At 57.4% G+C, this 12,954-nt stretch carries 13 protein-coding genes; 12 read left to right on the plus strand and 1 reads right to left on the minus strand.

Annotated elements, in window-relative coordinates; genetic code table 11:
- The first annotated feature begins 78 nt into the window (after nt 1–78).
- The 12 genes from ACCQ00_RS10930 (at nt 79) to ACCQ00_RS10985 (ending at nt 12,382) form a co-directional block, all read left to right on the plus strand.
- A complete protein-coding gene (locus ACCQ00_RS10930; RefSeq protein WP_039575454.1) occupies nt 79–1,188 on the plus strand; it encodes a DegT/DnrJ/EryC1/StrS family aminotransferase in 1,110 nt (369 codons plus the stop codon).
- Nucleotides 1,189–1,252: 64 nt separating this feature from the next.
- Complete coding sequence (locus tag ACCQ00_RS10935; protein WP_039575455.1) at nt 1,253–1,477, plus strand: acyl carrier protein; 225 nt, start codon at nt 1,253–1,255, stop codon at nt 1,475–1,477.
- A gap of 5 nt (nt 1,478–1,482) precedes the next feature.
- Nucleotides 1,483–2,523, plus strand: a complete 1,041-nt coding sequence (locus tag ACCQ00_RS10940; protein ID WP_039575456.1) for a ketoacyl-ACP synthase III — start codon at nt 1,483–1,485, stop codon at nt 2,521–2,523.
- A gap of 34 nt (nt 2,524–2,557) precedes the next feature.
- Nucleotides 2,558–3,325: an SDR family NAD(P)-dependent oxidoreductase gene (locus tag ACCQ00_RS10945; protein ID WP_039575458.1), complete on the plus strand. Its 768-nt coding sequence runs from the start codon at nt 2,558–2,560 to the stop codon at nt 3,323–3,325.
- A 9-nt stretch (nt 3,326–3,334) separates the two neighbouring features.
- A complete protein-coding gene (locus ACCQ00_RS10950; RefSeq protein ID WP_039575460.1) occupies nt 3,335–3,982 on the plus strand; it encodes an acetyltransferase in 648 nt (215 codons plus the stop codon).
- A 37-nt stretch (nt 3,983–4,019) separates the two neighbouring features.
- Entirely contained in the window at nt 4,020–5,150 is a 1,131-nt protein-coding gene (locus ACCQ00_RS10955) for an aromatic ring-hydroxylating oxygenase subunit alpha (RefSeq protein ID WP_039575462.1), read from the plus strand.
- Complete coding sequence (locus ACCQ00_RS10960) at nt 5,147–5,764, plus strand: LbetaH domain-containing protein (RefSeq protein WP_039575464.1); 618 nt, start codon at nt 5,147–5,149, stop codon at nt 5,762–5,764. The genes ACCQ00_RS10955 and ACCQ00_RS10960 overlap by 4 nt, the downstream gene beginning before the upstream one ends.
- Nucleotides 5,765–5,865: 101 nt before the next feature.
- A complete protein-coding gene (locus ACCQ00_RS10965; protein ID WP_372354133.1) occupies nt 5,866–7,176 on the plus strand; it encodes an FkbM family methyltransferase in 1,311 nt (436 codons plus the stop codon).
- Nucleotides 7,177–7,289: 113 nt separating this feature from the next.
- Nucleotides 7,290–8,564, plus strand: coding sequence for a hypothetical protein (locus ACCQ00_RS10970; RefSeq protein ID WP_039584291.1), 1,275 nt, complete (start codon nt 7,290–7,292; stop codon nt 8,562–8,564).
- Between the two features lie 43 nt (nt 8,565–8,607).
- Nucleotides 8,608–9,357, plus strand: a complete 750-nt coding sequence (locus ACCQ00_RS10975; protein ID WP_039584542.1) for a 3-deoxy-manno-octulosonate cytidylyltransferase — start codon at nt 8,608–8,610, stop codon at nt 9,355–9,357.
- Nucleotides 9,354–10,097 (plus strand): FkbM family methyltransferase, encoded by a 744-nt coding sequence (locus ACCQ00_RS10980; protein WP_236493330.1) that lies wholly within the window; start codon nt 9,354–9,356, stop codon nt 10,095–10,097. The genes ACCQ00_RS10975 and ACCQ00_RS10980 overlap by 4 nt, the downstream gene beginning before the upstream one ends.
- Before the next feature lie 1,302 nt (nt 10,098–11,399).
- Nucleotides 11,400–12,382, plus strand: a protein-coding gene (locus ACCQ00_RS10985; protein WP_022557821.1) for an IS5-like element ISXfu1 family transposase whose coding sequence is annotated in 2 segments (ribosomal slippage) — nt 11,400–11,745 and nt 11,745–12,382 — 984 coding nt in all. Because the reading frame shifts where the segments join, the coding sequence is not laid out codon by codon here.
- A gap of 103 nt (nt 12,383–12,485) precedes the next feature.
- On the opposite strand, the gene ACCQ00_RS10990 is transcribed toward ACCQ00_RS10985, so the two are convergent.
- The gene (locus ACCQ00_RS10990) at nt 12,486–12,731 is read right to left on the minus strand and encodes a hypothetical protein (protein WP_039573930.1); all 246 of its coding nucleotides are present in this window, start codon (nt 12,729–12,731) and stop codon (nt 12,486–12,488) included.
- Nucleotides 12,732–12,954: the final 223 nt, after the last annotated feature.

The following is a 12,954-nucleotide window of genomic DNA, read 5'->3' on the forward strand; positions in this document are numbered from 1 at the left end:
TGCTTCAGCAGGATCACTCCGTTCGCAGCTGCCGGCTGCGACGGAATCCCGACATCCACCCGCACCAGCGAGGCATTGATGCCCATCCCCGTCACCAGTCCGCTGCTGCCGCCGCTGGAAGAGTTCCTGCCTTATCTGGAGCGGATCTGGACCAGCCGCATCGTCAGCAACGGCGGCGAGATGCACCATGCCCTCGAACGCGCGCTCTGCGATTACCTGGGCGTACCGCACCTGGCATTGCTGACCAACGGCACCACCGCCCTGATCACCGCGCTGCAGGCGCTGCGCATCACCGGCGAAGTGATCACCACACCCTACTCGTTCGTTGCCACCGCGCATTCGCTGCTGTGGAAAAGCATCACCCCGGTGTTCGTGGACATCGACCCGGTGACGCTCAACATGGACCCTTCGAAGATCGAAGCGGCCATCACCCCGCAAACCACTGCGATCATGCCGGTGCACTGCTATGGCACTGCCTGCGACACCAGCGCGATCACGCGCATCGCCGACATCTACAACCTCAAGGTGATCTACGACGCGGCGCACGCGTTCGGCGTGCGCGACGAAGGCGGATCGATCCTGCGCCATGGCGACCTGAGCGTGTTGAGCTTCCATGCGACCAAGGTCTTCAATACCTTCGAAGGCGGTGCGATTGTCTGTCCCGACGAAAGAACCTACCAGCGCATCGGGCACCTGAAGAACTTCGGCTTCGTCGACGAAACCACGGTGGTGGCACCGGGCATCAACGGCAAGATGAACGAAATCAGCGCGGCGTTCGGCCTGCTGCAGCTCAAGCACATTGATGAGGCCATTGCGCAACGCAGCACCATCGATGCGCAGTACCGGCAACGATTGAGCGACATTCGCGGCATCCATTGCGTTGCAAGGCTCGATCACTCCACGCCCAATTACGCGTACTTTCCGATCCTGGTGCAGGACGACTACCCGCTGTCGCGCGATGCGCTATACCAATTGATGCGCGAGCACGGCATCCTGGTGCGGCGCTACTTCTATCCGTTGATCAGCGACTTCCCGATGTATCGTGCCCTACCCTCGTCGGCGCCGGCACGGTTGCCGGTGGCGCGCTCAGTCGCCGCGCAGGTGCTGTGCCTGCCGATCTTTCCTGGCTTGAGCAGCGACCAGGTGGATACCATCGCCGATCTCATTGCCGGCCAACGGGCGACATGACCGTATCACGCTGCACCTGCATTTCAACCTCACATCTCTACAACAGGCAACCAGGCGAGCTCGCATGACCCAGGCAACATTTATCGAGAACTTCCTCTCCGCCACCGACTTTCAGGAACCGGTGGAGGTCACCATGGACACCGTCCTGTTGGAATTGCCGGAGTGGGATTCGCTGGCCGCGCTGGGCGTGATCGTCATGTTCGACATGGAGTACAGCAAGACCATCACCGGCGAAGATCTGTCTGCCGCCGTCACCGTGGGCGATCTCTACAAACTGACCGAGGCCTAAGCACCATGCCGACCTCCACGCTGCACAATGTTCGCTTTGCCGGCATGGCGACCTGCGTGCCCAAGCGCGTGGTGTCCAATCTCACCGATTGCCGGCCGCAGATACGTTCCGAGCGCGAGCGTCTGGTGCGCAACATCGGCATCGAGACACGCCGCATGGCGTCGGAGTGGCAGTGCTTTTCCGACCTGGCCTTCGATGCGACCGAAGTGCTGCTGGAGCGGCTGCAATGGAAGCGCGAGGAGATCGATGCATTGATCGTGGTGACCCAGTCACCGGATTACCCGATCCCGGCCACTGCCATCATCCTGCAGGACCGGCTGGGGCTGTCGCATGCCACCGTCGCCTTCGACGTCAATCTGGGCTGCTCGGCCTACCCGTTCGGCATCAACCTGCTCGGCTCGATGATCGCCGCCGGCGGCGTCAGGAAGGGCCTGCTGCTGGTGGGTGACCGTAGTGCCAATTTGGAAGACCCGATCTTCTCCGACTCCGGCACGGCCACTGCGCTGGAATTCAGTGCTGACGCGCCGCCGATGTATTTCGACCTCAACAGCGATGGCAGCGGCTACAAAGCCATTATCCTGCCGGTGGGTGGGCATCGTGAGCCGGTCGGCATCCAGCACTTGGTGCCCTATCGAGAGGAGCCGGAAGGTGCGTGGAAGCGTGGCGTGGACCTGCAACTGGATGGCGTGGCGGTGCTGAGCTTTTCTACCCAACGCATTCCGCCTGCGGTACAGAAGCTGCTTGACTACACCGGCGCGTCTAAGGAGGAGGTGGATTACTTCGTCTTCCACCAGGCCAACCGCATGATCAACGAGACCATCCGCAAGAAGCTTGGCCTGCCGGTGGAAAAGGTGCCTTCGACGCTGCGCGACTTCGGCAACACCAGCGGCGCCTCGTTGCCGGTCACGATGACTGCGCGGATCAACAAGGAACTCGAGTCAGGACCCAAGCGCGTGTTGCTGTGCGGCTTCGGCATCGGCCTTTCGTGGGGCAGCTGCCTGGTGGAGATCGAAGGTGCAGTCTTCCCCGATTTGATCGAATCTTGAGCTCTCCGGTCGCCGCTGCAGAAAACGAGATCCCGTGAACGACTCCCTATCCTTCAATCCTTTCAGCCTTGCCGATAAGCGCATCCTGGTCAGCGGCGCCAGTTCAGGGCTGGGCCGCGCGATCGCCCTAGGCTGCGCACGCATGGGCGGCGAGTTGATCGTCAGTGGACGCGATCCGCGACGCCTGGACGCCACCCTGGCTGATCTACGGGCCATCAGCGAGCGGCCCCACCAGGCGCTGCGTGCTGACCTGACGGTGGCCACCGAGCGCGCTTCGCTCGTCGCCGCGCTTTCGGCGCCGCTGCATGGCGTGGTCCATAGCGCCGGCATCTCGCGGCTATGTCCAGCACGGATGGTCGGTGAGGCGCACCTGCGCGAGGTCCAGGCGACCAACGTCGATGCGCCCATTCTGCTGACCCAGGGTCTGCTCAAACGGAACCTGATCGCCGCCGATGGCGCCATCGTGTTCATCGCATCGATCGCCGCGCATATCGGTGTGGCAGGGGTAGGTGCCTATTCCGCTTCCAAGGCTGCGCTGATTGCTTACGCCCGCTGCCTGGCGATGGAAGTAGTCAAGCGACACATCCGCGTCAACTGCCTGTCGCCGGCGCTGGTCGATACCCCGTTGCTAGACGCCACTGCCCAGGTGGTGGGCTCGCTTGAGACCGAACGCAGCAATTATCCGCTTGGTTTCGGGCGACCCGACGACGTGGCCAATGCCGCCATCTTCCTGCTATCCGGTGCCAGCCGCTGGATCACCGGCACGAGCCTGGTGATGGACGGCGGGCTGACAATTAGCTGAGGAGCACGCATGAAGCAGATCGTCATCCTCGGAGCCGGCGGATTGGGACGCCAAGTGTTGGCACAACTGCAGGTGGACCATAGCCACGGCATCGACTGGGTCATTGCCGGCTTCTTGGACGAGCGTGGCCCAGACACTGTGCCAGCCGCGCTGTACTACCCCTGGCTGGGTCACCCGGCCGAGTTCGCTCCGCGTGCGGATCAATTGTTCGTTGCCGCGATCGGCGACCCGCTTTCACGCGAACGTCAGGTCACACCACTGGTGGCAGGGGGAGCCGAGTTCGTCTCGATCCGCACCCGCTGCAGCCTCGGCACACGCACCGTGTACGGGCCGACTTATTTCGGCTATGACGTGAACTGTGGCGTCGATTGTCGCATCGGCAGCTACGCCTTCATCGACCAGGAAGTGCTGCTGGGCCACGACGTGGTGGTCGGCGATTACGCACACATCGCGCCGCGCTGCGTGCTCGCCGGCCACGTCACCGTCGGCCATGGCGCGGTGATCAATTCCGGAGCCCTGATAGCACGAGGCATCACCATCGGCGAACGATCGGTAGTGGGCATGGGAGCTGTAGTGTTTCACGATGTCGCGCCGGGCCAGACTGTGGTCGGCAACCCGGCACGCGCGATCTTCAACAAACCGGTCTCCAGCTCATGAGCATGAGGACGCCAGACTGCCCGCGCCGGTGCAGCCGATGACGCGCCACGCGCTGGACGCGCGGCACTACACCAGCGAAAAGACCTTCGCGCTGGAACGCGAACGCCTGTTCGGACAGCTATGGAACTTTGTTGGTTTCAGCACGATGGTGCGCGAGCGCAACCAATTCTTCACCCGCACGATCGCCGGTGTGCCGGTGCTGGTGCAGCGAACCAGCGCAGGTGTGCGCGCCTTCGTTAACCAATGTCCGCACCGGTTGTCTGCGATCCAGATCAGCGATGTCGGCCAGCGCCCGCTGGTCTGCCCCTATCACGCCTGGTCGTTTGGCCCGGAAGGCGAGCTGCGCGCCATGCCTAACGCCGAGCTCTATCGCTTCGATGAGCACGAACGTGCAGGCATCTGCCTGCGTAAGTTGGCGCTGGAGGAAGTCGGTGGGTTGTTGTTCGTCAACCTGGCCGAGCAACCGTTGCCGCTGGAGACGCAGTTCACCGCTTCTTTCCTGCAGCAGTTGCGCGAAGCGTCCTCGCACCTGGACACGCAGGTGATCCATAGCCGGCACCGGGTTCACTACAACTGGAAGCTCAATATGGAGAACGTGAAGGACTACAACCATGTCCCATTCGTTCATCCGAAGACCTTCCTGCCCGCCCTGACGACACAGGTCAAATCGACAGGCACTGCCACAGGTGCGCCATCGATCGTGAAGCAATTGGTTCAACATGGCCAGGCGCCAGCACTGAGCACGCTCAGCTACCCGACGAAAGCGCCCTTGCAACCTTATGTATCGTGGTTCAACGCGCTGTGCGACACCTATGGCGCTGATCATATCTATTACAACTGGTTCATCTATCCGAACGTCAACTTCTGCAGCGTCCGTGGTGAGCACTTCCTGCTGCAGCAATACGAACCGGTGTCTCCAGGCGTGACTAACTACCACCTGTGGATGATGACCGCCCGTCGCAAGAGTGCGAGCACCGACTTTACCGCGCTGCTGAGTACGCTGATTCGCGGCGAACGAACCGTTATCGCCGAAGACACGCTGGTACTGGAACGCCTACAGCAGGGACTTGGCCCCTATTCCGGTTCGTTCATGCATGGTGACTACGAAGCGCATCTGGTGCAGCAGCATCTCTGGTATCGGGAAAACGTGCTGGGAGAGACTGCTTGAAAGCACTAGTGTTGTTAGGCCATGGCGCGGCGCTGGCAAAAGCCCAAGCTACTGCGCAAGCCTGTAGCCTGGAACACACCACGCTCGAACTGCCGACGGCGGATCGCTACACCTTCGATCTGGGCGAACTGTTCGCCCGTTTTCCTGCGGCACAGACTGAAGTGTTCGTAGCGCTAGACGAGCGCGCGGTGAACTATGCCCGGCACAAGCTGCTCGCAGAGGTGAGATTGGCTGGCTATCGCACGATTAATCTGATTTCGCCGCAGACCATCATTGCCGATGGAGTGGAACTGATGGGCAATGTATACATCGGTCCAGGCTGCAATTTGGCACCGGGTAGCCGCATCGGTGCAGGTAGCTGGCTGGATCGCCAGATTATCGTCGAGGCGGATGTCCGCGTAGGCTCCAGTGTGACATTGCATGCCGGCGTACAACTAGGGCAAGGGGTGCAAATCGGCCAGGGCAGCACCCTAGGCAGTGGCAGTGTGGCACCTCGCCAAGCACGCATTGGTCGGCGCTGTGAATGGCTGCTGCACTCCGTGTTGCCCGATGTACTGCCTGACCGATGTTTCTACGACTCCCTGATGCCGGACGGCGCGCGCATCCTTTACTAAAAAATGAAAAGCTCACTCCCTGCGCTTATCCCTAAAAGCATATCGCAGCCTCCATTTAATCGACTCTTAGATTTCCCGTCATCCAGACTGAGCTAATATTTATGTACCCATTTCTTTCCAAACAACAGCTTATTAGGGATGTCTTTGAACTACGTGATGCGCTTGCGCAACCACACGGAGTCTTCCCCGCCTTGCTCGATCGGGCGCCATCGGATTTCCTTAAAAAACAAAATTTTATTATTTGCGGATCGGTGTGCAGATCAGAGATTCGAGTACTGGCAAAATCAGCCAATGTTATTGCCATTGTTGACGACTTCCTGCGCGAGCGTCAAAGGCACATATTCGGAATCCCTGTCATCAGCTCGGATACTTGGGTCGAGCTGGCCGTAGGCCAGGCCGATGTGACATCTTGCATTCTGACTCCAGGCGGAACTGCTTTTCAGCACTTCACCAAAACAGCCAATCAATGTAACTTGCCAACACTACTTCCGTTGCAGTTTTTGCATTTATTGGAGAAATGCGGTGTCGACCATAGCGGGGAAACCGGCCGCTTTTTCTGGTACGGTTACGAATTCTTCAATGCCACCCTTAACAATGTTGATTACCTAGTTGAATTTTCCAACGATCTTACTGATGAATATTCGCAAATTTCATGGCTGTGCATTCTGCTTTATAGACTGACACTAAATCCATTTTATCTTGAAGCATGTGCTGTCGGACATGGAGCGGATAATTTCGGCCTCAACTCATACTCCACCAACCGCCAATTTTTCAAGTTTAATGACGAAGAAGTTTATGTTGATGGTGGCGCCTTCAATGGCGACACCATCGAGGGCTTTTTGCGCGCATGCAAGGGGGATTTCAAAAGAATTCATTCTTTCGAACCATCCATTCACAACAATAATTTAATCCGCTCGCGCCTCAATTTACTACAGGATCAATACCTGAAACCGTTGGCGCCAGCTATCACTTTGCACGAGAAAGGGTTGTGGGATAGCAACACAACATTGAAATTTAACCCAGGGCAAATTGTTCCAGATTTCGAAATTCCCGGTCTTTTTCAAACCCAGTCTGCGCACCTAGTAGAATCCAACATCATCGGCCATATATATGAAAAATCGCGCGAAGAAGACGTGGCGATAACCGTTCCGGTCACAACTATTGACGAGGCTACGGAAAGGACGGCGACATTCATCAAATTAGAGATCGAAGGATCCGAGCTCAAGGCGTTACACGGCGCAAGGGAAACAATCGAGAAAAACCGCCCCAAAATGGCGATCTCAGCCTATCATAAGCCGGAGGATCTGTTAACACTAACGAAATTCGTTAAAGAAATGGAAAAGGATTATCAAATTGGCTTCCGGCAACACAACCGGTTATGCCCCGATGCGATGGTTCTATATTACTTCTAGGCACATGATTAATAGCCTTTATGGATCACAGCAATAAAATCACGCAATTTTATTGCGTAGGTAGCGATGGCATGGTCACGCCTTCTTAGCAAAGCACACAAGGAAGCCCTTTTATGGCGTTAGCAATCGGCTCGATCGAGCGAGCCACCATCAAATATCCAGGACTGAATCCGCGCAACACTAAGTTGATCGGCTGGGGTGCGGGACAGTTTTTTCGCGATTTCTATCCAGCGATCGCCCAGCAGTTGAATTTGCATTACACCATCTGCCCACGGCCTGAAAATCAGGGCACGACTGTCCATGGCCTTTCGGTCAGATCACCTTCGGCGCTGGAGGACGAATTGGTCGATGATGTGCTGATCGTCATCTTCTCCAATCACGCGGCGGAGGTAATGAACCAGATTGCAAAGGCACATGGCCGCTTCCGCACGGTGCGTGCCGTCGATTGCGACGAGAGCAGCATTGCACTGCTGCAAGAATTGCAGGATTTCTCGCGCTTGTTGCCCCAACTGCACCTGTCGCGCCAACTAACTAAGGCGGATACCGGAATCTTCGTGCAAGGACTCGCGTTCGACTTTACGCCCTTGGTGCTGGCCTGGAATCGCCTGCGTTTTCCTTGGACGTATCAGTGCATGGTGACCTGGGATCACCAACCAAGTGCGCTTCTGGACCGCTGCAGGCCCTGGCTGGATGAGCTGATCTTGGTGCCTCAGCCGGACAACCTGGGTCTGCAATACCGCAATGCGGTGCTGCGCTCCGCACGCCTGGGCGTGGAGCATCTGGCTGAGCAAGGTATCGACTTTGCGGTGCGTTGCCGTAGCGACAACGTGCTGACCGGCTCAACCCACGACGCAATCAATGTCCATTTTAGAGGCAAACGTAATCAAGGAAAGATCGCAATTTCTTTGGTAGGGGGGTGTCGAAACATCCCGTTCCATTTCACCGAGAAAACTATGCTTGGTAGGACGCAAGACATGCTGGCATTGTGGTCGATCCCAGAGGATCCGCGACCAGCAAATTATGCGGACGCCGAATTCTCTCCAATGAACGAACTTACACCCAATCGTCATTTTCGAGAAATAAGCCAATACACATTCGAATCCTTTTTGTGGGAGAACTACGCGCGCCGGCTTGGCTTCCCGTCAGAAACCCTGGTGGATAGCTATCGTTTTGCGCAGTCGAGACTGCTCGCGCTAGAGCCTCACCTGAGCTGGTCGTCGTTGAAGTTCACCCCTTTATTCAATGTGGCTCGTGACACTAGCTACGGTTTCTCGATGGACTTATGGAACCGGCTATTTACCGACAGCGATGCAGTGCTGGAGGCTGCCGAGGCAGTCAGCCGGCTGAATCTTAACTCCACCGATTTTTGGCAAGGCAGAGTCGGCTGAGCCGCCCTCGCTGCTCAACGCCATCGGTTGCCAGGAGGCTTGTATGACTTACGCCATCATCATCCCCGCGCGGCGCGACTCTTCGCGACTGCCCGGAAAACCGTTGATCGAACTGGGCGGCGTGCCCATGATCGTGCGCACCTATCAACAGTGCGCCAAGGCGGCGCCGGCCGAGCACATTCTGGTCGCCACCGATTGCGATGTGATTCAACGTACCTGCGCAAAGGCTGGCATCCGCACCCTGATGACCTCCAGTGACTGTCTGACCGGCACCGATCGTGTCGCCGAGGTCGCGCAGCAGCTCGATGTGGACAGCTACATCAATGTGCAAGGCGATGACCCGCTATTCAATCCGCAAGACGTGCGCTTGCTGATCGACGCTGCATTAGCGGCGCCGAATGATGTGATCAACGGTTACTGCCCGGTGACTAACATCGACGAGTTCCGTAATCCGAGCGTCCCCAAGGTGGTCGTGCGTCCGGACGGGCGTCTACTGTACATGTCGCGTGCGGCGATCCCGATCACCAAGCAAGGCGAATTCCGGCGCGCATGGCGGCAGGTCTGCGCGTATGCATTTCCGAAGCGGGCATTGCAAGCGTTTGCTTCTGTGACGTCCAAGACCACGCTGGAAGAGATCGAAGACATCGAGATCCTGCGTTTTCTGGAATTGGGCTTCGAGGTGCGTATGGTGCAGATGAGCAACCAATCGATCGCGGTAGATACCCCGGCTGATGTCGTGCGGGTGGAAGCGGCGCTGCGCATGATGCAGCTCAGCGAGCAGAACGCGCCATGACCCAGGATACAATGCCCCACACACAGCCCGGCATGCATTCGCCCATCTGTGGCACTTCCGATCTCAGAAATGAAGAGCATGCACAGGCGTATTCGCCTCGCCGGTTCTTCGACCAATTACTGGCAACGGATGCACCAGTCGTGCTGGACGTGGGCGCGCATCGCGGCGAGTCGATCCGGTATTTCAAATCGATCTATCCGAATTCCCAGCTGTATTCGTTCGAGCCGGATCCGCAGAACTTTGCCGCGCTAGAAGACGTGGCCGCGCAATTTGGCAGCAAAGCCGTGTGCGTGGCGCTAGGCGAGAACGAAGAGATCAGTCCTTACTACCGGCAAGGCATCTCGCACCTGGGTGGACTACTGCCGATCAACGCGGATTCCAGCGACTCGCTTGGGTATGCGCGCCAAGCGTCGAATGAGCAGATTGCAGTCAGCAAGACCACCCTCGACAACGCATGCGCCGAACTGGGGATTTCCCATGTGCATATCCTAAAGATCGATGTGCAGGGGTTCGAGCGTCAAGTGCTCGAGGGCGCGACGGCGCTCCTGCGGCACACCGACTGCGCAGTGATCGAAATCGGACTGTACGACTTCTATGGCAGGACGACCAGCTTCGTCGAAGTCGTCAACTTGATGCACGCGGCCGGATTTTCGCTATGGGACATCGCCAAGCTGTCTAAGAACCCGAAGAGCTTGCGCACTGACTGGATCGAGGTGGTGTATCGCAAGGACTCCGTATAGCTGCAAGATTCTCCATGGCAATGCGCGCAACGGAGTGCCGCCGCCGGGTCAGTTGCCGCCTTCTGCACCAACGGCGCGCTTGTTGCGTCTTCGGCTAGGCTGAGCACGCCCAGGTTCGCCACCCATCGGCGCAATGTGGAGCCTCCCCCCCCCTTTTCACGCTCCTGTCGCCGCGCGCCGTGGATGCACCTTTGGACTGTTCAAGACGCTCAATAACCGCTGACTTCGAACGCCCTGGTTAGCTTCGTCATGCCGACCTTCAAGCTGCGCCATTTCGCGCAGGCGCTGGACAGCGTGCCTATGCAGCACTGCAGCTGGTGATCTTGATGCCAATGCCAATGGCGCCACTGAGGCGGTGCTGGAGTCCAAGTTGCTGGTAACGCCCTTCTCCGTTCGCTACCAGCAACCAGCCGAGCACTGGCTATTAGGGTTATATCGATTTCCAGAAGGAAGTATGAAAAATAGGCTGGCAGCGGATCAGCTTCGCAAATCACCGGGCTGAAGGAGCAATGCCGGCCCTCAGGAGTTAGTAGCTTTCATAAGATCCATTATCAAGAATAACTCCCGCCAGTATTCACGTATCCAGCCACACTTCCTGGAAAAGCACTCGGACCCTTCCCATTCACCCAGATCACACCATTTGCATTGATTCCATACCGCGCACCTGTGGCTGCTCCGGAAAACGTAAATGTTGCGTCACCACCATTTATACTACCCACGCGGCCAGCGTTAGCGAAGGCATTAGTGAAGGCCGGCGTACTTATCAAGGTAACGGTGATGCTACGGAGAACGAGTTGACCGCCGTCGAATACCCCATAATGGCAAACACCACCTCCCGTGATACTGTAGTTGCCTGCGACGTAGCAGACGCCATTCCCTGTGACAACTATTTGGGAACCCGTCATCGCTGCGAACACATGCCCACCCTGGAAAGTACACGACGCCCTATAACTAATCACTATGCCGTTTGCTGTGGAACCTCCCCCAAAAGCGAAGCCAGAGATCTGAACTGTACTGCCAGCATCCACCACGAGCACCCACCCCGTGGTGTTGCGCCAAATAGCAGATGAGCTACCTACAAACCGCACGACGCCACCTGTCACGTTGCCCATCGAAACATTTTCTACATAAGTCCCGTCTGCGACATTAATAGATACTGTATATCCACATAGCGAATAGCGTGCTCTCACCACATTGACAGCACGCTGGATGGTCTGAAATGCCGTCGCAGCGCTTAAGGAAACTCTGAACAATCCGTCCTGATCTGCCACAATCGATCATCGACCCGAGTAGACGATTTCGATGCAGCTGACCTTCGGCGACGCGGAGTACGACGGCAAGCGCAAGCGGACGCGGCGTGAGGTGTTTTTGGCCGAGATGGAGCAGGTCGTGCCGTGGAAGGAGCTGCTGGGGCTGATCGAGCCGCACTATCCGAAGTCGGGGCAACCGGGACGACAGCCGTATCGGCTGGAGACGATGCTGCGCATCCACTTTTTGCAGCAGTGGTATGCATTGAGCGATCCATCGGCGGAAGAAGCCTTGTACGACACGGTGTCGATGCGCCGTTTCGCCAAGATCGGCGGGCTGGATGAGGTGCCGGACGAGACGACGATTCTCAACTTTCGCCATCTGCTGGAGCAGCACGATTGGCGCGCAAGCTGTTCAATCGGGTGAACGCGCATCTGTCGCGCAAGGGTCAGAGCCTGCGCGGCGGGACGATTGTGGATGCCACGATTATCTCTGCGCCCAGTTCGACCAAGAACAAGGACGGTGAGCGCGATCCGGAGATGCGCCAGACCAAGAAGGGCAACCAATACTTCTTCGGGATGAAGGCGCACATTGGAGTGGATGATGAATCCGGCCTAGTGCACCACGTGGAATGCACGGCAGCCAACGTGGCGGACATCACGCAAGCGCACAAGCTGCTGCATGGCAAGGAAGACACGGTGTGTGGGGACAGCGGCTACACCGGGCTTGAGAAGCGCGATGAGATCAAGGGCAAGCGCAAGCTACGCTACCTGATCGCGGAGAAGCCCTCGAAGCTGAAGCAGATCAAGAACAAGCGCGAACTGAAGTTGGCCAAGCGCTGGGAGCACACCAAGGCCAGCCTGCGTGCGAAGGTGGAACATCCGTTTCGGGTGATCAAGCGCCAGTTTGGCTATGCCAAGGTGCGCTATCGCGGCCTGGTCAAAAACACCGCGCAGGTGCTGACGCTCTTTGCGCTGTCGAACCTGTGGCTGAAGCGGAAGCAGTTGATGCCTGCCGTTGGGAAGTTGTGCCTGTAATGGGGAGAACGCCCCGAGAATGCGCTGGAAACAGCGAAAAACCGAAGGTGTGAGCGTAGTCAGCGCTACCGATGCGGGTCGACGCATCCTCTGGCCGCATTGATCAGACCATCCTTAACCCATCATTGGAATCGCTACCCGTGCTGGAAACGTACAAAGACAAATCCTGAGTCAAGGCAATTGCGTAAGTGACGTAGCTATTCGCGCTAGTACCCATCGCGAACCGACCTTCATCGCTGATGAAATACGGCTCGCTTGCAGCGAGTTCACCGGCTGTCGCAGCAGCATCAAACTGTGCGCGCGTCCCGCGCTTCACATAAATATTGGCGCCCGAGATTGCATCCGACATAACATGAAACTCCTTAAATAGTTAGTTCATAGCTACATTAATTTCTACATTAATTTAAGATTACGTGAAAATTATTAGTGTGAATCTGGAACTTTTGAATCAACAATCCTTCCAGTGGCGGATATTGTCTTGACCTTGAACACTCCAGCAGCGGCTAGCGGCCTCGTCAAATTAGCATTGGGATCGATCGATTTTTGAGAGCCAGCCCTCATTTGAAGGTCGG

It is taken from the genome of Xanthomonas sp. NCPPB 3761, assembly GCF_041475705.2.
Classification (GTDB): domain Bacteria; phylum Pseudomonadota; class Gammaproteobacteria; order Xanthomonadales; family Xanthomonadaceae; genus Xanthomonas; species Xanthomonas phaseoli.

Coding starts and splice junctions, on each gene's coding strand:
- ACCQ00_RS10970 (WP_039584291.1), top strand. CDS start 7,290: ATGGCGTTAGCAATCGGCTCGATCGAGCGAGCCACCATCAAATATCCA.
- ACCQ00_RS10980 (WP_236493330.1), top strand. CDS start 9,354: ATGACCCAGGATACAATGCCCCACACACAGCCCGGCATGCATTCGCCC.
- ACCQ00_RS10975 (WP_039584542.1), top strand. CDS start 8,608: ATGACTTACGCCATCATCATCCCCGCGCGGCGCGACTCTTCGCGACTG.
- ACCQ00_RS10940 (WP_039575456.1), top strand. CDS start 1,483: ATGCCGACCTCCACGCTGCACAATGTTCGCTTTGCCGGCATGGCGACC.
- ACCQ00_RS10930 (WP_039575454.1), top strand. CDS start 79: ATGCCCATCCCCGTCACCAGTCCGCTGCTGCCGCCGCTGGAAGAGTTC.
- ACCQ00_RS10965 (WP_372354133.1), top strand. CDS start 5,866: ATGTACCCATTTCTTTCCAAACAACAGCTTATTAGGGATGTCTTTGAA.
- ACCQ00_RS10990 (WP_039573930.1), bottom strand. CDS start 12,731: ATGTCGGATGCAATCTCGGGCGCCAATATTTATGTGAAGCGCGGGACG.
- ACCQ00_RS10955 (WP_039575462.1), top strand. CDS start 4,020: ATGACGCGCCACGCGCTGGACGCGCGGCACTACACCAGCGAAAAGACC.
- ACCQ00_RS10935 (WP_039575455.1), top strand. CDS start 1,253: ATGACCCAGGCAACATTTATCGAGAACTTCCTCTCCGCCACCGACTTT.
- ACCQ00_RS10950 (WP_039575460.1), top strand. CDS start 3,335: ATGAAGCAGATCGTCATCCTCGGAGCCGGCGGATTGGGACGCCAAGTG.